This window comes from Streptomyces sp. NBC_00370 (genome assembly GCF_036084755.1).
Lineage (GTDB): Bacteria > Actinomycetota > Actinomycetes > Streptomycetales > Streptomycetaceae > Streptomyces.
In genome coordinates, this window is record NZ_CP107968.1 from 7,427,053 (window position 1) to 7,448,442 (window position 21,390).

Sequence of the window (21,390 nt, forward strand, 5' to 3'; positions counted from 1 at the left end):
ACTACAGTGCGGTGGTGACGACGGGGGAGGGGACGCCATGACGGGGGAGGTGCCCCGGCAGGCCGCGCCCCGGCGCGAGGTCGTCACCGGCGAGCCCCGCAGGGTACGGCCGCTGCCCCGCTACCGCGCGCAGGCGGAGATCGACGAACAGACCGCGCTCGGCGACGCGTACGTACGCTCCCTGATGCGCAGTCAACTCCGGGCTGGAATGTCCGCGTTCGCCGTTCTCGCGCTGGTCGCAGGAACCCTGCCGCTGGCCTTCGCTGCGCTGAGTCAGCGGGCCGTCGTGTGGGTGGTGCTCGGCTTCGCCGCGTATCCGCTGCTCACCCTGCTCGGCTGGTGGTACGTACGGCGCGCCGAGCGCAACGAACGCGACTTCGCCCGGCTCGTGAAGGGCCGGCCGCCGCCGTGAGTCAGGGCTACACGGTCGCAGCGGTGACCGCCGTCGTGGTCGCCACGGTCCTCGTCGGCGGCTTCGGGCTGCGTATCTCCCGCACCACCTCGGACTTCTACGTCGCCTCCCGCACCGTGCGGCCCGCGCTCAACGCGGCGGCGATCAGCGGCGAATACCTCTCCGCCGCCTCCTTCCTCGGGATCGCGGGACTCGTCCTGCTGCACGGCCCCGACATGCTCTGGTACCCGGTCGGCTACACCGCCGGCTATCTCGTGCTGCTCGTCTTCGTCGCTGCCCCGCTGCGCCGCTCGGGCGCCTACACCCTCCCCGACTTCGCCGAGGGCAGACTGGAGTCGAGCCAAGTACGGCGCCTCGTCAGCGTGTTCGTGGTCGGCGCCGGCTGGCTCTACCTCGTGCCGCAGCTCCAGGGGGCCGGGCTGACGCTGAAGATCCTCACCGGCGCCCCCGACTGGTGCGGCGGTCTGCTGGTCGCGCTGGTGGTGGTGATCGCCGTCGCGGCGGGCGGGATGCGCAGCATCACCTTCGTCCAGGCGTTCCAGTACTGGCTGAAGCTGACCGCGCTGCTGGTGCCCGCCGCCTTTCTGCTGCTCGCCTGGCAGGGCGACGGACGGCCGCACGTCGATCTGGCCGCGGCGGGGATCGACGGCCGCGCCGACCACCCGCTGTACGCCACGTACGGGCTGATCGTCGCCACCTTCCTCGGCACGATGGGGCTGCCCCATGTCGTCGTCCGCTTCTACACCAGCCCCAACGGCCGCGCCGCCCGCCGCACCACGGTCGTCGTGCTCGCGCTGATCGGCGCGTTCTATCTGCTGCCGCCCGTCTACGGCGCGCTGGGCCGGCTGTACGTGCCCGAACTGCCCCTCGGCACCGACTCCGACGCCGCCGTGCTGCTGATGCCGGGCCGGGCGGTCGGCGGGCTCGGCGGCGAACTGCTCGGCGCGCTCGTCGCCGGCGGCGCCTTCGCCGCGTTCCTCTCCACCGCCTCCGGACTGACCATGGCGGTGGCCGGGGTACTCACCCAGGACGTCCTGCCCTCGCGCGGCGTCCGCCACTTCCGGCTGGCCACACCGCTCGCGATGGCCGTTCCGCTCGGCGGCTCGCTGATGGTCACCGGCATCCCGGTCGCCGACTCCGTCGGCATGGCCTTCGCCGTCTCCGCCTCGTCCTTCTGCCCGCTGCTCGTGCTCGGCATCTGGTGGCGCGGGCTGACCCCGCCCGGCGCCGTCGCCGGGCTGCTGCTCGGCGGCGGACTCGCCTTCGTCGCGACCGTGGTCACGGTCAGCGGGACCGTACCCGACGGCTGGGCGCACGCCCTGCTCGCCTGGCCCGCCGTCTGGTCGGTGCCGGTCGGCTTCCTCGCCATGATCCTGGTCTCGCTGGCCACCCGGCACCGGATCCCGCCGGGCACCAGCGCGGCCATGGCCCGCTTCCACCTCCCGGAGACCCTGACCCGACCCGAGGGAGGCGCCCGCTGAGCGGGACCGCGCTCGCCGCGCTGATCGTGCTCGGCCCGCTGCTGCTGGCGGGCGGCTTCGTCCTGGGCCGCCGCACCGCCCGCCCCCAGCGCACCAGCGACGTCGGCAACCCGGTCGAGCACGCGACCTTCGAGACGCTGCACACCGCGTCGCTCGCCGCGCCGCCGCTGCGCGCCGGGCTCACCGAGGAGAGCGCGCGCAAGGCGGCCCGCAGACTGCGCTCGCTGCTGGGCACCGACGCGCTGTGCCTCACCGACCGGGACCGGGTGCTGGTCTGGGACGGGGCGGGGGAGCACCACGGCGCCGAGGTGATGGACCGGGTCAAGGGGCTGCTCGACAGCGGGCGCGGCACGGCGTTCACCGACGAGTGCGCCGACCTCGACTGCACGATGCGCTGGGCCGTCGCCGCGCCGCTGACCGTCGACCACCGGGTGCTCGGCACGCTCGTCGCCTACGCGCCCCGCGAGTCGGCCGTGCTCGCCAGGGCGGCGGGCGAGGTGGCGCGCTGGGTCTCCGTCCAGCTGGAGCTGGCCGAACTCGACCGCTCGCGCACCCAGCTCATCGAGGCCGAGATCAAGGCACTGCGCGCCCAGATCTCCCCGCACTTCATCTTCAACTCGCTCGCAGCCATCGCCTCGTTCGTCCGCACCGACCCGGCGCGCGCCAGGGAGCTGCTGCTCGAATTCGCCGACTTCACCCGCTACTCCTTCCGCAGGCACGGCGACTTCACCACGCTCGCCGAGGAGTTGCACTCCATCGACCAGTACCTGGCGCTCGTCAGGGCCAGGTTCGGCGAGCGGCTGTCGGTGCGGCTCCAGGTCGCGCCGGAGGTGCTGCCGGTGGCGATGCCGTTCCTGTGTCTGCAGCCGCTGGTGGAGAACGCGGTGAAGCACGGCCTCGAAGGGGCCGTCACCAGCAGCCGGATCACCATCAGCGCACTCGACGCCGGATCCGAGGCCGAGGTGGTGATCGAGGACGACGGCATCGGCATGGAGCCCGACCGGCTGCGGCAGATCCTGCGCGGCGAGGGCGGGGCCTCGACCGGGATAGGGCTGCTCAACGTGGACGAGCGGCTGCGTCAGGTGTACGGCGACGAGTACGGGCTCGTCATCGAGACCGGCGTGGGGGCCGGCATGAAGATCACCGTACGGATCCCCAAGTACCGCGCGGGCGTGCACGGCTGACCGGCCGTCAAAATCGGACGCCGGCCGGCCCCTCCCGGGGGCGTCAGAAGAGATGGATCGCGAGATGGCCCAGCGGCAGCCCCAGCTGCCAGGCCGGGGTCCACACCTGCGGCCCCTCCTGCTCGGCCGCCCTGAAGGCCTCCCGGCCGCCGGCCGGCGCCACCCCGTCGAGGTCGGGCGCCAGCAGCTCCGTCTCCTCCAGCCACCGCCAGGCCGCGCCCGCCAGTTCCAGATCGGGGTCGGGGCTGCCGGTGCCCGCCTCGAAGGCGGCCGCCGTCAGCCCGTCGAGCCGCCCGCACACCCACTCCCGCCAGGACGTGCCGTGCGCGGTCAGCGAGCGCCACTCCTCCATCCTGGCCGCCACCCGCGGGCCGTCGGACGGGCTGTCCGAGAGGAAGATGGTCAGGGCCAGCGCGTCCCGTCCCGCCCGGTATTCGAGCGTCGTCGGCGGCATCAGCCGGCCGGTGCGCAGCAACTCGTCGGCGATGTACTCCGCGTACATCCACGCCATCGGCACCAGCAGGCCACCCCCACCGGCCCCTTCGGTACATTCCGGACGCATCGCTCTTCGCCTTCCTTCCCCTCCACGCGTATCGCTTCACGGAGCATTGAACCGGCGGCGGCTGCTCCGCGTGGCCAGAAGTGCGGGATCGGGCGGCGGACAGGAGCGGATTGTGACGGGTGGGGCCGATGGTGGCGCACATGTGCGCAAACTCCTCGGCGCCTATGTCCTCGGGGCGCTCGCGCCGGACGAGGACCGGCGCGTCGCGGAACATCTCGACGGCTGTGACGCCTGCGCCGCCGCCTACCTGGAGGTGGCCGACACGCCGTCACTGCTCGCGCTGTTCGACGAGGACGACCTGCTGTAGCCGGGCAGCGCCCTGCCGAGGGCCCGCAGCGCGTAGTACGAGCGGGACTTGACGGTGCCGGCGGGTATATCCAGGACCGCCGCCGCCTCGCCCACACTCAGCCCGCGGAAGTAGATCTGCACCAGCACGGCCCGGTGCTCCGGGCTGAGCGCCTTCACCGCCTGCCGTACGTCGAGGACCGCCGCCGCGCTCTCCGTACGGTCCTGCGGGTCGGGCGTCGCCGCCAGCAGCCCGTCACTGACCTCGGGCGGCCGTACGAGCCGGGACCTGCGGGCGTCGATCGCCAGCCGGCGGCCGACCGTGAACAGCCACGGCCGCATCGAGTCGAACGGCGCGTCGAACGCCTCGGGGTGGAGCCAGGCGCGCACCAGCGTCTCCTGGAGCAGATCCTCGGCGCGCTGCCGGTCCCCGTAGGTCAGACCCAGCAGGAAGTGCAGCAGTGCGGGGCCGTGTTCGCGCTGCAACTGCGTCAGCGCCCGCTCGTCGGTCCTGCTGGCCGCTGTCGCGGTGGCGGTGGTCATCGTGCACGCTCCTGTCTCCCGTCTGGCGCGTATATGAACGCATCCGGGCGGCGAGTGACAGACAGCTCACAAGGACGTGCGACGAGCGGTCGCTCACTGCGACGAATGGTGCGGTGAACGGTCCGGCGGGGGCTCGTAGGCACGGCGTTCGACCATTCCGGCGACTCGTCCGGCCCGGCTCCTTGAAGTCCGTTTATATGCCTATAGGGATTTATTACGTTCATATCCCTAATGCAGTGGAGCGCCCCATGACGAAGCGCACGCAACAGGGAGCGGTGGCGGTCGCCGCGCTCCTCCTCGGTTCCGCCGTGGCGGCCTGCGGAGCCCCCGCCAAGGCCCCTCCGCCCGCCCGGCCCCACCCGGGCTCACAGCCGCCGTCAGCGGCGGGCGGCGCCGTCCCCCAGCGCGGCTTCACCCTCGTCGCCTCCGGTGACGTCCTGCCGCACGACTCGGTCATCCGGCAGGCGAACGCCGACGCGAACGGCGCGGGCTACGACTTCCGGCCGATGCTCTCCGCGGTACGGCCCGTCGTCTCGGGCGCCGACGTGGCGATCTGTCACATGGAGACCGTGTACGGCGCCGACGGTGGCCCGTACACCGGCTACCCGTCCTTCAAGTCCCCGCCCGAGATCGCCCGCGCCCTGCGGGACACCGGCTACGACTCCTGCTCGACCGCGTCGAACCACACCCTCGACGACGGCTCGCGGGGCGTGCGCCGCACCCTCGACGCGCTCGACAAGGCGGGCGTGCGGCACGCGGGCTCCGCCCGGTCGGCGGCCGAGGCCAGGCGCCCGGCCGTGCTGACGGCGGGCGGCGCCAAGGTCGCGCAGCTCGCGTACACGTACGGGACCAACGACATCCCGTTCCCGGACGGCCAGCCCTGGGCGGTCGGACTGATCGACCAGGAGAAGATCATCGACGACGCGCGCGCCGCCAGGAAGGCAGGGGCCGATGTCGTGGTGGTCAGCATGCACTGGGGCACCGAGTGGGAACCGGCTCCCGACGCGCGGCAGTTGAGCCTCGCCAAGGCGCTCACCGCGGCCACGACGAACGGCAGGCCCGACATCGACCTGATCCTCGGCACGCACGCGCACGTCCCGCAGGCGTACGAGAAGGTCAACGGCACCTGGGTGATCTACGGCATGGGCGACCAGATCGCCGGCTCGATGATCAACTACGCGGACCAGCAGGACCCGCGCGGCGACCAGGGCTCCATCGGCCGGTTCACCTTCGCGCCCCCGGCGGCCAAGGGCGGCCGCTGGACGGTCAAGAAGGCCGAGTTCATCCCCGAGTGGATGGACACCGGCGCGGGCCGCGTGGTCAACCTGCCCGCGGCGCTCGACCGGTCACCCGAGCGCGGTGACTACCGCGAGGCGCAGTCCGCGATCAGCGAGGCGGTGCTCAGCCGCGGGGCCGCGGCCGACGGGCTCACGATGGGCCACTGACCCGCCCCGCCGGCGGCCGCCGTACGGGCCGCTGTTCGGGCCGGCCGGCCGGTTACGGTACGACCGTGACCGGCCACCGGCCCGCCTTCACCAGCCGCACCGCGACCGACCCGACGATCCGGTGCCCCGCCGACTCCGACGCGCCCACGACCACCGCGTCCGCCTTCAGTTCGTCGGCCGCCGTGACCAGGCCGTTGAACGGATCGCCGCGGAAGGTGTGGAACTCCCAGCGCACGTCCCATATGTCCTTGACCCGCTCGGTCGACTGCCGCAGCTCCTCGATCAGTTCCTCGGCGATCTGCCCGGTCGTGTCGGCGACCGGCGCGCCGAGCGACGCTCCGGCCGGCAGCACTGGCTGTACGTAGACGATGGCGAGCAGCGCCTTCTGCCGACGGGCGAGGCCCCCGGCGTAGGAGGCGGCACGGAACGACGACTGGGATCCGTCAACGCCCACGACGATCACTTTCGGACCGTCGGTACCGCGTTCGAACTGGGTGGGCTGCTGGTCAGTCACGGCACGCAGGCTATCCGTTCCCGCCGGAGTGTCCACCTCCGGTCTCCACTTAAGCGCCGGTCAGGCTGGTTCCATCGGGTACTTTCACCCCGACACCCGTGTTGGTCAGCCCCCGTGGGCGGGCACCGTGCGAGCCATTGGTCATGAAAAAGGACCAGATGATCCCGGGCCGCCGACGCGTCCTGCGGATCGCCGCCTGTTTCGGAGCCGCCGCCGTCACCGCCAGGGTCATCAGCGCGGGACAGGCCGAGACCCCCGGCCACCCGGCCGCGCCCCCGCCTGCGGCGGGGCCGCAGGCCGCCCCGAAACTCAAACCGTCCGCCTACCGGCTGCGGCCCATGACCGCGGAGAACCCGCCCGGCTACCTCGCGCCGGCGCCGCCCGTGCGCAAGGAGCCCTTCCTGGAACTGACCGGCCTCGGCCGCTCGGTCGTGCTCACCTTCGACGACGGCCCCGACCCCACCTGGACCCCGGAGATCCTGACCGTGCTGCGCGAGCACGACGTGCACGCCATGTTCTTCGTCTGCGGCGAGATGGCCTCGTACTTCCCCGACGTGCTGCGCCGGGCGGCGGACGAAGGCCACATCATCGGCAACCACACCTGGACCCACCCCGAGCTGCCCACCCTCACCCCCGCGAAGATCAAGAGCGAGATGGAGCGGACCAGCGAGCTGATCGAGAAGACCACCGGCACCGCGCCGTCCTGGTTCCGCGCGCCCTACGGAGCCTGGAACAAGCAGACCTTCGAACTCGGCGCCGCCCTGGGCATGGAGCCGCTCGCCTGGACCGTCGACACCCTCGACTGGACCCGGCCGGGCACCGACAAGATCGTGCGCACCGTGCTCGGCGGCGCCAAGCCGGGCGTGGTGGTGCTCTCGCACGACGGCGGCGGCAAGCGCGACCAGAGTGTGGCCGCGCTCCGCCGCTACCTGCCGGAACTCGTCGACGCGGGCTACAGCGCGGTACTGCCGCACCCCTGATCCGCGGGGCCGCCGACCCGGCTGGTCAGCGGGTGCTGACCAGCCGGGCGAAGACCACGACGTTGCCGTCGTAACCGCCGGCCTTCGAGTAGCCACCGCCGCAGGTGATCACCCGCAGCTCGGGGTAGCCGGTGTCGCCGTACACCCGGGCGCCGGGGAAGTCCTTCTTGGCGAAGACCTCGACCCCGTAGATCTTGAACACGGCGACTTTGTCGTCGAACCGCTTCACCTCGACGTGCTCGCCCTTCTTGAGCGCCCCGAGGCCGTAGAAGACGGCGGGCCCCGACTCGTTGTCGACATGGCCCACGACCACCGATGTGCCGCGCTGGCCCGGCGCGATCCCGTTCTGGTACCAGCCGGCCATGTTCGGGTCCTGCGGCGGCGGCGCCTCGATCCAGCCGTCGGCGTCCGTACCCACCTCCATCACGGGCGCGTCCACCTTGATCTCGGGGATCCGCACCCGGGACATCGGGGCGTACGGCAGCGGCTTCACCCGGGTCGCGGGCACGGCCGCGGCGGCCGGGTCCCGGTGCAGACCGTCCAGCGAGGCGGCCGAAGCGGGCTGCGGGGGTCCCAGCGGTACGTCGACGCCGTTGCGCATCAGCGCGATCCCGGTGAGCATCACGAGAGCCAGCACGCCCCAGGGTGCGCGTTTCCTGGACTCCGGGCCGCTGTGGTCCTGGCCCATGGTTCTCCCTTCGTCGGCACCTGTACGGCACGCTAAGCGCGCGGTGCCGCCGCGGCGATCACTGGCAGGCGAACGGGTGGCCCGGGCCGGTGCGGTGACCCATCAGAGTATTCGGCACATAAAACTTCTGATGGGCCGTGACCTGCGGCTGGGCCGTGGCGCGGGGCCGTCTGACGGCGTGTCGGCTCACCGGGGTGGACCAGTGCCGACATGCGACGGATGTGCCGTCCGGTGATGGTTCGTCATGGAAGGCGTACTCGTCGAATTTCCCGGAGCACCGCTTTGGGGCGTCTTCCGCTGGAGGTTCAACGATGCGTGCTTCACGCGCTCTCGCGGTGACAGCGACCGCCTGCGCGGCCGTGGCGCTCTCCGCCCCACTGGCCGCCGCCAACAACGGTCCGTCCAACGTCATGGTCAACCCGTCGGCGGTCCACCCGGGCGGCACGATCCAGATCTCCGCCGACGGCTGCGGCCACGGCGGCTGGGTCTCGTCCAACGCCTTCCCGAAGGCCAAGCTGCCGTCGGTCGAGTCCGGGCACGTCAGCACCACGGCGCGGATCTTCAACAACGCCACCCCCGGGCGTTACAGCCTGACCGTCAAGTGCAACGACAACCCCAACACGGTGTCGCAGCAGTTCACGGTGCTCTCCGGGCGGGGCGCGCTGGGCGGTCTCGGCGGCAGCGTCGGACCGAGCTCGACGGAGATGGCGATCGGCGCGAGCCTCGTCGCCACGGCGGCCGTCGGCGGTTCGCTGTTCATCGCACGCCGGCGCCGGATGAGCGGCTCGGCCGTCTGACCGGGTTCCCCCACCCCGAACGCCCGTCGCCCCGGGTCCTGTGCTAGGACCCGGGGCGACGGGCTGTCGTGCGGCCGTGCGGCGCGGTCAGTGACCACGCCCTTCGGCGCGCCGGCGGGCCACGTAGATGGTGCCGGTCGCAGCGGCCATCACCAGCGCCGTACCCGCGACGATCTGCGCCGTGGACACCCCGCCGACGCTGCCGCCGAGACCGCCCCTGACCCCGGCGGTCGGCGCGATCGTGGCCGGGCTGACCGTCGGCGTGGGCCGCGGCGAGGGGCTGGCGCCCGCGATGGTGAGGTTGGTCGTGCCCGAGCTGCCGTCGCAGGTGAAGGTCACCTTGTAGACGGCGCCGCGCTTGGCGTCGAAGTCGACGGTGGCCGTCGCTGTCCGGCCCTTGGGGATGGTCACGTTGTCGAAGACGGCGGAGGACGCCGTCGCGCTCTCGTCGCAGTCGGTGACCGAGAGGGTCACCTTGCCGCCCGCCGCGATCGTCGACGGGGTGACGGAGAATCCGAACGGCGTGATGTTGCCTTCGGGCGCCGCGGTGGCGACGGGGGCGGTGAGGGCGAGCGCCGCCGCTCCCAGCAGAGCGGCGGATGCGGCACGTATCACGCGCATGGTGAGTCCTCCGGGTCCCCGAGGAGCAGTCGCGGAACCGATTTCCGCACATGGCGTGGAATGCACCTCGATGCCCGAAACGCTAGGAGCGCACTATCACACCCGCGAACGCTGTCGGGCGAATGGGGCACGGATGTCCCCCGGGCGGCGGACATCCGTGCCGGACCTGACGTGTACGGGCGTGATGAGGACGGGTCAGGACTTGATGCCGGGGAACAGGTCGAGGAACGGACCCGCCGTCGCCGCGATGCCGCGGCCGTACGGGGCGTCGAAGTCCCAGATGAGGAAGAGCAGGAAGGCGATCAGCACGCTGAACAGCCCTGCCAGCAGCAACTCCCGGAACGTGCGCCGGATCTGCAGCAGGAAGATCAGCCCCACCGTGACCACGGCCCCGATGATCAGCCCGAACCAGACCACCCCCGGCATGGTCGCGCCCGCGTTCTCCCCGCGCGCCCCCCTGGCGTCGTCCGCCGCCGCCACCGCGTCGACGAGCGGCTGGTACGCCTGTCCCCCCAGGTCGGTCTTGGGCGCGTACTGCGTGACATCACGGCGGATCTGGCCGAAGAGCGTGGTGCCCCGCTTGCTGAGCGCCTCGTGCTCGGACATGTGCGGCCACTCGGTCTTCACGACGTACTGGACGTACGTGTCGATGTCGCCGCGGATCCGGTCGCGCACCTCCGGCGGGTAGACCTGGACGCGCTGCTGCACCTCGTGCAGGGACTGGGCCTCCTGGCGCACGTTCTCCTGGGCGCTGCCACGCGCCTCCCAGACGCCGGCGATCGCCAGACCCAGCACGATCGCGTAGATCACGCCGATCATCATCGTCATGTAGTCCATGACGTCAGGGGTCTCGGTGGGATCGTCGTCCTCTCCGATACGGCGGTTGTTGATGATGACGATGGTGAGGACGACGACGCACGCGGCGGCCATCGCGATGCTCAGAACGAGCCATTCCTGCATGGGGTCTCCATGGTTCAGCGGGCACGTGGCCGCAGTACGGCCACGGCGAGTACGGCCGGAGCCGTGATCATCAGCATCATCAGGACGGGCGACGTGCCCTTCCTCGGCTGCTTGCGTGCTGCCTTGTGGTAGGCGGGCAGCGCCACCGGGGACGGCGAGGGAGTGACGGACGGGGTCGGTGACGGGCTCGGCTTCGGCTTCGCCTTCGGCGGCGCGGCAGCCGGTACCGGCGTCGGTGGCGGAGTCGGGGGAGGCGGCGTCGGTTTCGGCAGCCGGGGCGCCGGAGGCGGCGGTGGCTGGTGCGTCACCCGTGGGGGCGGCGGGGTGGGCTTCGGCGGCGGAGCCGGCGGCTTCGGCTTCGGCGGCTTCGGCGGAGGCGGCGGCGGAGGGGGCGGCGGTGGTGGCGGGGGAGGCGGCGGCGGTGGCGGTTCGGGCGGCGGGGTGGGTGTGGGCGTCGGCCAGCAGTCGTTGTCGCCGGCGTGGGCGACCGCCGTCCACCCGCCGGGGCCGAGCGACGCGTAGGCGCAGCTGTCGGCGGTGGCGGGCACCGGAGCTGCGAGCAGCCAGAGGAGCGCGGAGGCAGCCAGCAGCCGTCCGACGTGGGATCCGTACACGGGCGAGATATTGGACCCCGTTTTCTCGCGGCGCGCCGATAGTCCGCTGGATTCCCCCAGATAGGGGGATTTGGTGGGCACGAATTCTCGATTCACAAGTTTTTTTCGGCCGCTTTGAACGCTGAGCACCTCGCCGCCCGTACCTAGGGCCATGAACGGCGCACCCGGGCGCTTCAACTAGCTTGCAGACAACGGGAGTTGACATGAACAGCAGGCGGAACGCCTCGCTCGTGGTGGCCGCGGTGGCCGTATTGGCGCTGACGACGGCGTGCGGTCAGGAAAAGGGCACGCAGACCAACGGCCAGTCCGTCGGGGCGGCTCAGCCCGCGGCCGGCGGTTACGGGACCGACAGCGGATACGGCGCCGACACCAAGGCGGAAGCGGCCAAGCCCGCCGGTCAACTCGCCGTCTGGGAAAGCGAGAAGCTGGGCAAGGTCGTCACGGACAGCGCTGGATTCACGCTCTACCGGTTCGACAAGGACACGGCGAGCCCGCCCAAGTCGAACTGCGAGGGCGCCTGTGCGACGGCCTGGCCGATCGTCGCGGCCGACGGCGCCGAGGCCGCTCCCGGCGTCGACCCCTCGCTGATCGGCGAGGTCACCAGGGCCGACGGCACCAAGCAACTGACCATCGCCGGCTGGCCGATGTACCGCTACGCCAAGGACACCAACCCCGGCGACGCCACCGGACAGGGGGTGGGCGGTACCTGGTTCGCCGCGGCCCCGGACGGCAAGAAGGCCGCACCGGCCGCCGCCACCGCCGACCTGCCGGGACTCTCCGTCCGCAAGGACCCGAAACTCGGCGACATCATGGTGGACGCGCGGGGAATGACGGTCTATCGGTTCACCAAGGACTCGGCCTGGCCGATGAAGTCGGCCTGCACCGGCGCCTGCCTCGACAAGTGGCCGGTTGTCGCCCCCCTCGACATAAAGGACACGAAGGGGATCATCAAGAAGGGATTCGTGACCTTCAACCGTCCCGACGGACTCAAGCAGCAGAGCGTCGACTGCTGGCCCGTCTATACCTTTGCCGGTGACAAGAAGCCCGGTGATGTCAATGGTCAGGGCGTGGGCGGCACATGGTTCGCCGCCTCCCCCGACGCCAAGCCGGTCGGAGCGCCCAAGTAGTCCCCACGTCGCGCCTCCGGCCCACTGGTCCGCCCTCCTGCCCCCCGGCACGAGGGCGGACCGGCCGCATGTGCCAGCGGTGTGTGACCAAGAACGGATCTCTAATTTCCGTTTGGGCTCGCTCTCTTGGCGGTCGATCAGTAGCCTCGCTTCGAACAACCGGCCGCGTCCCGGCCGCAACCCGTGGCGACTTGTTGGAGACATCGATGGAGCGTCCCGCCTGGGCCCCGCGAGGCATCGACATATCGATGCCGAGCGTTTCCCGCATTTACGACTACTATTTGGGCGGTTCGCACAATTTCGAGGTGGACAGGGAAGCCGCGCGGAAGGCAATCGGCTTCCTGCCGGGTCTTCCGGCGATCATGAAGGCGAACCGCGCATTCATGCGCCGCGCCGTGAATTTCGCCCTGGACGACGGCATCACCCAGTTCCTCGACATCGGCTCCGGCATTCCCACCTTCGGAAATGTGCACGAGGTCGCGCAGGCCGCGGAGCCAGCGGCGCGCGTGCTGTACGTCGACCACGACCCGGTCGCCGTCGCACACAGTGAGGCGGTGCTCGCCGAGAACGACAACGCTGTCGTGATGGCCGCAGACCTCCGCAAGCCGCAGCAGATCCTGACCGGCCCCGAGGCCCGGCTGCTGGACCTCGACCGGCCGGTCGCGCTGCTCCTCGTCGCCGTCCTGCACTTCCTGGAGGACGCCGACAAGCCGTACGAGGCCGTCGCCGAGCTGCGCGACGCGCTCGCGCCCGGCAGCCTGCTGATCCTCACGCACGCCTCGTACGAGGGCATCCCCGCCACCGAGGAGCAGGCGGGCGGCGCCGTCGGCGTCTACCGCACCATCCGCAATCCGCTGGTGATGCGCGGCCGGGCGGAGACCGCGCGCTTCTTCGACGGCTTCGACCTGGTCGAACCCGGTCTGGTCGCGATGCCCGAGTGGCGGCCCGACACCCCCGTGGCCCAGGCGGATCCGTTCGCCTTCTCGGGCTTCGCCGGGGTTGGGCGCAAGGCGTGATGGTGCCGTCGCAGGCGTCGGGCTCCGCAGAGGACCCGGACGGCCTGGAAGACAGACTCCGCCGGTTCGCGACGATCTGGAGCCGGGCGGTCTTCCCGTCCGCGGCCACGTCGCTGACCCGCCCCGAGTTCGAGAAGCTTCTGCTGCCGCTGGCCCGCGAGTTGAACCTGGCGCTGCACGCGCGCCACTTCGACAACGCGCCGGCGCAGCGGGTGGGCACCGCCCTGGTGACGCTGCACTGCACCGACCCCGAGGCGCTCGCCCGTACGCTCGGCGTCGTCGACTCGTACCTGGTGCTCTACTGCGGCACGGAGGAACTCGGCGCCGAGGAGGGCAGGGCACGCTGCGCCCGGCTGCAGCACGCGCTGGCCGGCGGATTCGCCCAGGCGCTGCGCGAGCGCACCCTCGCCGAGCAGGAGGCCATCGCACGCTCGGCCCTCTCGGCGCGCAGCAGCGCCGAGGAGGCGCTGCACGCCACCCAGGCCCGGTTCCTCGCCGTGTTCGAGGGCGCGGCCATCGGCATCGTCATCGCCGACCTCGAAGGCAACGTGCTGGAGGTCAACGACACCCTCACCAAGATGTTCGGCGGGCTCGAACACCATGTGCGCAGCCGGAACGTCAACCAGTGGGTGCACCCCGAGGACCGCCCCCAGGTCTGGCGGCTGCACGGCGAACTGGTGCGCGGTGAGCGCGAACACTTCCGGGCGGAGAAGCCCTTCTACCGCAACGACGGCACGGTCCTGTGGACCAATCTGACGTTCTCGCTGCTGCGGGACGCGGAAGGACAGCCGCAGTACCAGCTGGCGCTCCTGGAGGACACCACCGAGCGCAGGCTGCTCAATCTGCGGCTGCGCTACGAGGCGACGCACGACGCGCTGACCGGACTGCCTAACCGGACGCTGTTCTTCGAACGGCTCGACAAGACCCTCGCGGCCCCGGACAACGCGCGCTTCGGGCTCTGCTACCTCGATCTCGACGGCTTCAAGGCCATCAACGACAGCCTCGGCCACTCGTCGGGCGACCGGCTGCTGGTCGAGGTCGCCGACCGGCTGCAGAGCTGCGCGACGGCGCCGGGCGAGATGGTCGCGCGGCTCGGCGGCGACGAGTTCGTCGCCCTGACCACCGGGCCCGACACCCAGACCGAGGTCGCCGACCTGGCATCGCGGATCCTCGGCGCGCTCGCCACCCCGATCCGGCTCGACGGCAGGGAGTTCACCGTCCGGGGCAGCATCGGAGTGGTGGAGGGCCTCGCCGCGGAGCACACGGCGGCCGCGGTGCTGCGCAGCGCCGACATCACCATGTACCGGGCCAAGGCGGCGGGCGGCAACCGCTTCGAGCTGGCCGACCCGGAGGCCGACGCCCGCGCCATCACCCGGCACGGACTGACCACCGCGCTGCCGGCCGCGCTGGAGCGCGACGAGTTCTTCATCGAGTACCAGCCGCTGGTACGGCTCGACGACGCCACCGTGCACGGCGCCGAGGCGCTGGTGCGCTGGCACCATCCGCAGCACGGCGTGCTCGCCCCCGACCGCTTCATCGCGCTCGCCGAGCGCACCGGGCTGATCGTGCCGCTCGGCCGCTGGGTGCTGGAACAGTCCGTGCGCCAGGCGATGCTGTGGCAGGACGACCGGCCCGAGGGCGCGGCGCCGGGGCTGCTGACCGTCAACGTCAACCTCTCGCCCACCCAGCTGCACCACCCCGGGCTCGTCGCCGACACGGTGGACATCCTCGAACGCGTCGGGCTGCCGCCGGGCGCGCTCTGCCTGGAGGTCACCGAGTCGGCGCTGATCGGCGCCGACGAGGATCTGCTCAAACCGCTGCGCCAGCTCGCCGAGATGGGCGTGGAGATAGCGCTGGACGACTTCGGCACCGGCTACTCGAACCTGGCGAATCTGCGCCGGCTGCCGGTGAGCGTCCTCAAGCTGGATCGTTCCTTCACACAGGGCATGCAGCAGCATCCGGCCGACGAGGTCGACCTCAAGATCGTGGAGGGCATCGTCTCGCTCGCGCACAGCCTGGATCTGGCCGTGACGGTGGAGGGCGTCGAGACGGGCGCACAGGCGGACCATCTGCGCCGGCTCGGCTGCGACACCGCACAGGGCTGGTACTACGCCCGCCCGGGCCCGCCCAGCCAACTGCACCGGCTGCTGCTGGTGGACGCGGTCTAGGACCTGATCCGAACGACAGGCCCTAGGACTCCGGGTTCCCGGCGGGCCGGGCGGCCTGGGTGGACAGGAGCACGCGCTGCAGTTCCCTGGCGGCGCGTGGCGGTGCCACGTCCGTACGGCGCGCCAGCGCGATCGTACGGCGCAGGCCCGGCCTCGCCAGCGCGGTGACGCGCAGGTCGCGGCCCGCGCGGGCCGCGACCATGCTCGGTACGACGGCGACCCCGAGGCCCGCCCGTACGAAGCCCAGGACGGCGTCCATCTCGCCGCCCTCGACGGTGAACGCCGGCTCGAACCCCGCCGCCCGGCAGGCGGCGACGGTCAGCTCGCGCAGGTCGTAGCCGTGCCGGAACATCACCAGCGGCTGGCCCTGCAGATCGGCGATCCTGACCGGCCGCCGCGGCGCCGGGCTCGCCGCCGACGAGACCACGACCAGGTCCTCCTGGAGCAGTTCGACGGTGCTCAGCGCCGGTGAGGGCGTCGGCAGCGGCAGCACCACCAGCGCCAGATCGAGCGCGCCGCGCGCCAGGTCACGTACCAGGTCGTGCGAGCCGCTCTCCTCGATCAGCAGCTCGATACCGGGGTGCAGGTCGTGGAAGGTGCGCAGCACCTCGGGCAGCAGGCCTGTGCACAGGCTGGGCGGCGCGCCGAGCCTGACCCGGCCGCGCCGCAGCTGGACCAGCTCCTGCACCTCGTGCCGCGCGGTCTCCGCGTCGGCGAGGATCCGCCGGGCCAGCGGGAGGAGCGCCTCGCCCGCCTCGGTGAGGGAGACGTTGCCGCGCGCGCGGCTGAACAGCTCGGCCCCCAGCTCGTTCTCCAGCGACTTGATCTGCTGGGACAGCGAGGGCTGTGCCACATGGACCCGCTCGGCCGCGCGCGTGAAGTGCCGGGTCTCCGCGACGGCCACGAAGTAGTGAAGCTGATGGAACTGCACGATGACATGATAGGCCCCGCCTATCGACATGAGCCGCACCATGTCTTGGACCTCTTGAGCCGTGGCCTCTAGCGTCATGCACATGGCTCTGGCAACGCGGACGGACAAACGGCCGTCCCTGCCCCGCACCCTGTGGGGATCGACGGTCGGCAAGAAGACGATCATGGCGGTGAGCGGGCTTGTCATGCTCGGCTACCTGGTCGTCCACATGTACGGCAACCTCAAGATCTTCTTCGGCCTCGACAGCTTCAACAGCTACGCGCACTGGCTGCGGACCATGGGCGAGCCGCTGCTGCACTACTCCTGGGCCCTGTGGATCGTCCGCGTGGGACTCGTCGCCGCCGTCGTCCTGCACGGCGTCTGCGCCTACCAGCTCAGCCGCCGCGACCTCGCGGCGCGGCCGGTGAAGTACGCGCACAAGCGGCAGCGCACGAGCTACGCGACCCGCACCATGCGCTGGGGCGGGATCATCCTGGCCCTGTTCATCGTCTGGCACATCCTCGACCTGACGACCGGGACCGTGCACTCGGGCGGCTTCCAGGAGGGCCACCCGTACGAGAACGTCGTGGACACCTTCTCCCGCTGGTGGAACGACGTCATCTACATCGTCGCGATGCTCGCCCTCGGGCTGCACATCCAGCACGGCTTCTGGAGCGCGGCGCAGACGCTCGGCGTCGGCAGTCCCACCAGGGAGCGCGTACTCAAGGCCACGGCCAACCTGCTGGCGCTGGTGCTGACCGCGGGCTTCATCGTCGTGCCCGTCTCCGTCATGACCGGACTGGTGAACTGAAATGAACGCACCGAGCGAACCGAACGAACCCAACGACTTCACCGAGTACACCACCGGAGAGCCCGTCGCGGACACCAAGGCCCCCGAAGGCCCGGTCGCCGAGCGCTGGAACCGGCGCCGCTTCGAGGCCAAGCTGGTCAACCCCGCCAACCGCCGCAAGCACACCGTGATCGTCGTCGGCACCGGGCTGGCCGGTGGCGCCGCCGGCGCCACTCTCGCCGAACAGGGCTACCACGTCGTCCAGTTCTGCTACCAGGACTCCCCGCGCCGGGCCCACTCCATCGCCGCGCAGGGCGGCATCAACGCCGCCAAGAACTACCGCAACGACGGGGACTCCATCCAGCGGCTGTTCTACGACACCGTCAAGGGCGGCGACTTCCGCTCCCGTGAGTCCAACGTGCACCGGCTCGCCGAGGTATCCGTCGAGATCATCGACCAGTGCGTCGCCCAGGGCGTGCCCTTCGCGCGTGAGTACGGCGGCCTCCTCGACACCCGCTCGTTCGGCGGCGTCCAGGTCTCGCGTACGTTCTACGCGCGCGGTCAGACAGGCCAGCAACTGCTCCTCGGCGCCTACCAGGCACTGTCCCGGCAGATCGCCGCCGGCGGGGTCGAGATGCATCCGCGCACCGAGATGCTCGACCTGATCGTCGTGGACGGCCGGGCCAGGGGCATCGTCGCCCGCGACCTGATCACCGGCAAGGTCTCCACGTACTTCGCCGACGCCGTGGTGCTCGCCTCCGGCGGCTACGGCAATGTCTTCTACCTCTCGACCAACGCCAAGAACAGCAACGCGACCGCGGTCTGGCGGGCCCACCGGCGCGGCGCCTACTTCGCCAACCCCTGCTTCACCCAGATCCACCCCACCTGCATCCCGCGCTCAGGCGAGCACCAGTCCAAGCTGACCCTGATGAGCGAGTCGCTGCGCAACGACGGCCGGATCTGGGTGCCGAAGGCGCGCGGCGACGCCCGGCCGCCCGCCGAGATCCCCGAGGACGAGCGCGACTACTACCTGGAGCGGATCTACCCGTCCTTCGGCAACCTCGTCCCGCGCGACATCGCCTCACGTGCCGCGAAGAACGTCTGCGACGAGGGCCGCGGCGTCGGTCCCGGTGCCCAGGGCGTGTACCTCGACTTCGCCGACGCCATCGGCCGGCTCGGCCGCAAGGCCGTCGAGGAGAAGTACGGCAACCTCTTCGAGATGTACGAGCGGATCACCGCAGAGGACCCGTACGAGGTGCCCATGCGCATCTACCCGGCGATCCACTACACGATGGGCGGCCTGTGGGTCGACTACGACCTGCAGACCACCCTGCCGGGGCTGTTCGCGATCGGCGAGGCCAACTTCTCCGACCACGGCGCCAACCGGCTCGGCGCCTCCGCGCTGATGCAGGGCCTCGCCGACGGCTACTTCGTCCTGCCCGCGACGCTCAACGACTACCTGGCGCGCAACCCGCACCTCGACCCCGTCGACCACACGCACCCGGCCGTCGAGGAGGCCGTCGCCGACACCGAGGACCGGCTGCGGCTGCTGCTCGCCGTCGACGGCGACCGCACCCCCGACTCCTTCCACAAGGAGATCGGCGAACTCCTCTGGGAGTACTGCGGGATGGCCCGCACGGAGGACGGGCTGCGCAAGGCGCTCGACCGGATCCCGCAGATCCGCGAGGAGTTCTGGCGCCGGATCAAGGTGCCGGGCACCGGCGAGGAGCTGAACCAGTCGCTGGAGAAGGCCAACCGCATCGTCGACTACCTGGAACTGGCCGAGCTGATCTGCCTCGACGCGCTGCACCGCGCCGAGTCCTGCGGCGGCCACTTCCGCGAGGAGTCACAGACCGAGGGCGGTGAAGCGGCCCGCCGCGACGAGGAGTTCTCGTACGCGGCCGCCTGGGAGTACCACGGCACCGGCGTCGCACCCGTCCTGCACAAGGAAGACCTCGTCTTCGAGTACGTCCACCCCACTCAGCGGAGCTACGCATGAAGCTCACCCTGCGCGTCTGGCGTCAGCGCGACGCGGCGGCGCCCGGCGCGATGGTCACCTACGCCATCGACGGCATCTCCGAGGACATGTCGTTCCTGGAGATGCTCGACACCCTCAACGAGGAACTCATCCTCAAGGGCGACCAGCCGGTCGCCTTCGACCACGACTGCCGCGAGGGCATCTGCGGCGCCTGCGGTGTCGTCATCAACGGCGACACCCACGGCCCCGAGCGCACCACCACCTGCCAGCTGCACATGCGCCACTTCAAGGACGGCGACACCATCGACGTCGAACCGTGGCGGGCCGGGGCCTTCCCCGTCGTCAAGGACCTCGTGGTGGACCGCTCGGCCTTCGACCGGATCATCGGCTCCGGCGGTTACATCACCGCGCCCACCGGCGCGGCCCCCGAGGCACACGCCACGCAAGTGCCCAAGCCGGACGCGGACTTCGCCTTCGAGCACGCCGAGTGCATCGGCTGCGGCGCGTGTGTGGCCGCCTGCCCCAACGGCTCGGCGATGCTCTTCACCTCGGCGAAGATCAACCACCTCAACGTGCTGCCGCAGGGCGCGCCCGAGCGCGAGACCCGGGTGCTCGACATGGTCGCGACCATGGACGACGAGGGCTTCGGCGGCTGCACCCTGGCCGGCGAATGCGCCACGGCCTGCCCCAAGGGCATCCCGCTGATGTCGATCACGTCGATGAACAAGGAGTGGCTGCGCGCCAACCGCAAGGTCGCCCGCTGACGCCCGCGTGCCGACGCGGGCCGCCCGCTAACGCAGTCCGCGCAGCTCCGCCAGCCGGCGGTACGAGTCGAGGAGCGCGTCCCCGTCGTACGTGCTGGTCGTGACCAGGAACTCGTCGGCCCGGGTGCGCGCCAGCAGCTTGTCGAGTGCGGCGGACACCTCGTCGGCCGTGCCGTACAGCTGGCCGTCCCGCGCCTCCTCGAACAGCGTGCGCTCCCGCGCGGTCATCGGGGTGTCCAGGACCGTGTCGACGGGGACGAGCGGCGGGAACGCGCCATGGGTGCGGGAGTAGGCCGTGGACCACGCCTCGGGCAGCAGCAGCCTGCGGGCCTCCTCCGTGGTGGCGCCGACCGCCACGGTGCCCGAGACGACCACGTAGGGCCGCTCGCCCCAGGCCGAGGGCCGGAACCGCTCGCGGTACCCCTCGATCGCCCGGACCATGGCGTCCTCGCCCCGTACGGCGGCGATGACCAGCGGCAGCCCGGCCTCGGCGGCCACCTGGGCGCCCTTCCCCGTGGCCAGCACGAACGCGGGCACCCGCAGGCCCTCGGCCGGATGGGCGTGCACCTGCGGATGGGCGCCCTGCTCACCGGTGAAATAGCCCAGCAGCTCGGCGAGCTGCCGGGGGAAGTCGTCCGCGTCCTGCTTGTCCCGGCCCAGCGCCTTGCGTATCCCGTCGGTGAACCCGACGGACCGGCCCAGGCCCATGTCGATCCGGCCGGGGAACAGCGACTCCAGCACCCCGAACTGCTCGGCGACGACGAGTGGCTGGTGGTTGGGCAGCATCACCCCGCCGGTGCCGACCCGGATGGTGCCGGTCGCCGCCGCAACGGCCGCGGCGAGCACGGTGGGCGCCGACCCGGCGACGCCCGGCACGCTGTGGTGCTCGGAGACCCAGAAGCGGTGGTAGCCCAGCTCCTCGATCCGCCCGGCGAACCGCACGGTGTCGCGCAGCACCCGAGGACCGTCCCGGCCCTGCCGGGTCCGGGAGCGGTCCAGTACGGAGAACGGGATGCCGGCCGTGATACTCACCCTCAGTTCAACGCTCCCGGCCCGGCGGGATTCCCGGCCGGGCCAGGACCCGGCGTCACTCGCCGTCGTCGAGGCGGAAGCCGACCTTGAGACCCACCTGGTAGTGGTCGACCTCGCCGTCGACGATGTGACCGCGTACCTCCGTCACCTCGAACCAGTCGAGGCCGCGCAGCGTCTGCGACGCGCGGCTGATGCCGTTGCGAATGGCCTTGTCGACGCCTTCGGGGGAGGTGCCGACGATCTCGGTGACCCGGTAGGTGTGCTCAGACATGGGCTGTACTCCACTTCGTCGCGACGTACGGGTGTGACGGGTGTCCACTCCACCGTGCCGCACACCCCGGCGGTCCGCGATGCGGACACCGTCGTGTGATCTGCGTCATGGATTCGGCCTGCGGATTCGGCCTTCCCTGCCGGTCGTACCTCATCCGATCGGATGTTCCTATCTCCCGGACATATGTAAGTCACACGCAAGGGATAGATTGCATGCATAGACCATCAGTCTTCGACTGTGGTCGGCCG

At 71.2% G+C, this 21,390-nt stretch carries 24 protein-coding genes; 14 read left to right on the plus strand and 10 right to left on the minus strand.

The genetic code is table 11. The annotated features are described in order from the left end of the window. Window positions 1-37: 37 nt before the first annotated feature. Genes OHS57_RS32905 through OHS57_RS32915 form a run of 3 tightly spaced genes read left to right on the plus strand, consistent with a single transcriptional unit; the run spans window position 38 to window position 3,077 of the window. A complete protein-coding gene (locus tag OHS57_RS32905) occupies window positions 38-412 on the plus strand; it encodes a hypothetical protein (RefSeq protein WP_078863808.1) in 375 nt (124 codons plus the stop codon). Continuing rightward, entirely contained in the window at window positions 409-1,893 is a 1,485-nt protein-coding gene (locus tag OHS57_RS32910) for a sodium/solute symporter (protein ID WP_041993637.1), read from the plus strand. The genes OHS57_RS32905 and OHS57_RS32910 overlap by 4 nt, the downstream gene beginning before the upstream one ends. Next, entirely contained in the window at window positions 1,890-3,077 is a 1,188-nt protein-coding gene (locus OHS57_RS32915) for a sensor histidine kinase (RefSeq protein WP_328585222.1), read from the plus strand. Before OHS57_RS32910 ends, OHS57_RS32915 begins: the two co-directional genes overlap by 4 nt. A 43-nt stretch (window positions 3,078-3,120) precedes the next feature. Here OHS57_RS32915 and OHS57_RS32920 read toward each other — a convergent pair whose 3' ends face one another. Further along, on the minus strand, window positions 3,121-3,639 hold the full coding sequence (locus OHS57_RS32920; RefSeq protein WP_328584267.1) for a hypothetical protein: 519 nt from the start codon (window positions 3,637-3,639) through the stop codon (window positions 3,121-3,123). Window positions 3,640-3,781: 142 nt separating this feature from the next. On the opposite strand from OHS57_RS32920, the gene OHS57_RS32925 reads away from it, so the two are divergent. Beyond that, window positions 3,782-3,946 carry a zf-HC2 domain-containing protein gene (locus OHS57_RS32925; RefSeq protein WP_241778695.1) on the plus strand — a complete coding sequence of 55 codons (165 nt, stop codon included), beginning with the start codon at window positions 3,782-3,784 and terminating at the stop codon, window positions 3,944-3,946. Here the strand turns inward: OHS57_RS32925 and OHS57_RS32930 are convergent. After that, window positions 3,883-4,467, minus strand: a complete 585-nt coding sequence (locus tag OHS57_RS32930; protein ID WP_041993652.1) for a sigma-70 family RNA polymerase sigma factor — start codon at window positions 4,465-4,467, stop codon at window positions 3,883-3,885. The genes OHS57_RS32925 and OHS57_RS32930 overlap by 64 nt on opposite strands. Before the next feature lie 248 nt (window positions 4,468-4,715). On the opposite strand from OHS57_RS32930, the gene OHS57_RS32935 reads away from it, so the two are divergent. Continuing rightward, a complete protein-coding gene (locus OHS57_RS32935) occupies window positions 4,716-5,912 on the plus strand; it encodes a CapA family protein (RefSeq protein ID WP_328584268.1) in 1,197 nt (398 codons plus the stop codon). Window positions 5,913-5,964: 52 nt separating this feature from the next. Here OHS57_RS32935 and OHS57_RS32940 read toward each other — a convergent pair whose 3' ends face one another. Then, window positions 5,965-6,426: a universal stress protein gene (locus OHS57_RS32940; RefSeq protein WP_041993662.1), complete on the minus strand. Its 462-nt coding sequence runs from the start codon at window positions 6,424-6,426 to the stop codon at window positions 5,965-5,967. A gap of 143 nt (window positions 6,427-6,569) precedes the next feature. Here OHS57_RS32940 and OHS57_RS32945 point away from each other — a divergent pair, with 143 nt between their 5' ends. Continuing rightward, complete coding sequence (locus tag OHS57_RS32945; RefSeq protein WP_041993665.1) at window positions 6,570-7,406, plus strand: polysaccharide deacetylase family protein; 837 nt, start codon at window positions 6,570-6,572, stop codon at window positions 7,404-7,406. A gap of 25 nt (window positions 7,407-7,431) precedes the next feature. Here the strand turns inward: OHS57_RS32945 and OHS57_RS32950 are convergent, their stop codons facing one another. Beyond that, window positions 7,432-8,094 (minus strand): class F sortase, encoded by a 663-nt coding sequence (locus OHS57_RS32950; RefSeq protein ID WP_041993669.1) that lies wholly within the window; start codon window positions 8,092-8,094, stop codon window positions 7,432-7,434. Window positions 8,095-8,405: 311 nt separating this feature from the next. On the opposite strand from OHS57_RS32950, the gene OHS57_RS32955 reads away from it, so the two are divergent. Then, window positions 8,406-8,891 (plus strand): hypothetical protein, encoded by a 486-nt coding sequence (locus OHS57_RS32955; protein ID WP_041993672.1) that lies wholly within the window; start codon window positions 8,406-8,408, stop codon window positions 8,889-8,891. An 87-nt stretch (window positions 8,892-8,978) separates the two neighbouring features. Here OHS57_RS32955 and OHS57_RS32960 read toward each other — a convergent pair whose 3' ends face one another. From OHS57_RS32960 to OHS57_RS32970, 3 genes are all read right to left on the minus strand, one after another. Next, window positions 8,979-9,512, minus strand: a complete 534-nt coding sequence (locus tag OHS57_RS32960; RefSeq protein WP_328584269.1) for a hypothetical protein — start codon at window positions 9,510-9,512, stop codon at window positions 8,979-8,981. A 195-nt stretch (window positions 9,513-9,707) separates the two neighbouring features. Next, window positions 9,708-10,472: a bestrophin-like domain gene (locus OHS57_RS32965; RefSeq protein ID WP_328584270.1), complete on the minus strand. Its 765-nt coding sequence runs from the start codon at window positions 10,470-10,472 to the stop codon at window positions 9,708-9,710. A 14-nt stretch (window positions 10,473-10,486) separates the two neighbouring features. Then, window positions 10,487-10,618, minus strand: a complete 132-nt coding sequence (locus tag OHS57_RS32970; RefSeq protein WP_041993681.1) for a hypothetical protein — start codon at window positions 10,616-10,618, stop codon at window positions 10,487-10,489. A 16-nt stretch (window positions 10,619-10,634) separates the two neighbouring features. Between OHS57_RS32970 and OHS57_RS32975 the strand changes: the two genes are divergently transcribed. The 4 genes from OHS57_RS32975 to OHS57_RS32990 all read left to right on the plus strand — a co-directional run bounded on the left by OHS57_RS32975 (window position 10,635) and on the right by OHS57_RS32990 (window position 15,397). Next, the gene (locus OHS57_RS32975; protein WP_328584271.1) at window positions 10,635-10,994 is read left to right on the plus strand and encodes a hypothetical protein; all 360 of its coding nucleotides are present in this window, start codon (window positions 10,635-10,637) and stop codon (window positions 10,992-10,994) included. A 295-nt stretch (window positions 10,995-11,289) separates the two neighbouring features. Beyond that, window positions 11,290-12,213 (plus strand): SCO0930 family lipoprotein, encoded by a 924-nt coding sequence (locus tag OHS57_RS32980; protein ID WP_328584272.1) that lies wholly within the window; start codon window positions 11,290-11,292, stop codon window positions 12,211-12,213. Between the two features lie 206 nt (window positions 12,214-12,419). After that, entirely contained in the window at window positions 12,420-13,229 is an 810-nt protein-coding gene (locus OHS57_RS32985; protein ID WP_328584273.1) for an SAM-dependent methyltransferase, read from the plus strand. After that, on the plus strand, window positions 13,229-15,397 hold the full coding sequence (locus OHS57_RS32990; protein ID WP_198533353.1) for a putative bifunctional diguanylate cyclase/phosphodiesterase: 2,169 nt from the start codon (window positions 13,229-13,231) through the stop codon (window positions 15,395-15,397). The genes OHS57_RS32985 and OHS57_RS32990 overlap by 1 nt, the downstream gene beginning before the upstream one ends. A gap of 22 nt (window positions 15,398-15,419) precedes the next feature. Here OHS57_RS32990 and OHS57_RS32995 read toward each other — a convergent pair whose 3' ends face one another. Continuing rightward, window positions 15,420-16,328, minus strand: a complete 909-nt coding sequence (locus tag OHS57_RS32995) for a LysR family transcriptional regulator (RefSeq protein ID WP_328584274.1) — start codon at window positions 16,326-16,328, stop codon at window positions 15,420-15,422. 82 nt (window positions 16,329-16,410) lie between these two features. Between OHS57_RS32995 and OHS57_RS33000 the strand changes: the two genes are divergently transcribed. The 3 genes from OHS57_RS33000 to OHS57_RS33010 are packed head-to-tail and all read left to right on the plus strand — an operon-like array spanning window position 16,411 to window position 19,839. Next, entirely contained in the window at window positions 16,411-17,118 is a 708-nt protein-coding gene (locus tag OHS57_RS33000; RefSeq protein ID WP_041997309.1) for a succinate dehydrogenase cytochrome b subunit, read from the plus strand. Between the two features lies 1 nt (window position 17,119). After that, entirely contained in the window at window positions 17,120-19,096 is a 1,977-nt protein-coding gene (locus OHS57_RS33005) for a fumarate reductase/succinate dehydrogenase flavoprotein subunit (RefSeq protein WP_328584275.1), read from the plus strand. After that, window positions 19,093-19,839 carry a succinate dehydrogenase/fumarate reductase iron-sulfur subunit gene (locus OHS57_RS33010; RefSeq protein WP_328584276.1) on the plus strand — a complete coding sequence of 249 codons (747 nt, stop codon included), beginning with the start codon at window positions 19,093-19,095 and terminating at the stop codon, window positions 19,837-19,839. Before OHS57_RS33005 ends, OHS57_RS33010 begins: the two co-directional genes overlap by 4 nt. Window positions 19,840-19,866: 27 nt before the next feature. Here OHS57_RS33010 and OHS57_RS33015 read toward each other — a convergent pair whose 3' ends face one another. Both OHS57_RS33015 and OHS57_RS33020 read right to left on the minus strand, forming a co-directional pair. Beyond that, window positions 19,867-20,877: an LLM class flavin-dependent oxidoreductase gene (locus OHS57_RS33015; protein ID WP_443043112.1), complete on the minus strand. Its 1,011-nt coding sequence runs from the start codon at window positions 20,875-20,877 to the stop codon at window positions 19,867-19,869. Window positions 20,878-20,926: 49 nt separating this feature from the next. Beyond that, on the minus strand, window positions 20,927-21,142 hold the full coding sequence (locus tag OHS57_RS33020) for a dodecin (RefSeq protein ID WP_041993704.1): 216 nt from the start codon (window positions 21,140-21,142) through the stop codon (window positions 20,927-20,929). Between the last annotated feature and the right edge of the window lie 248 nt (window positions 21,143-21,390).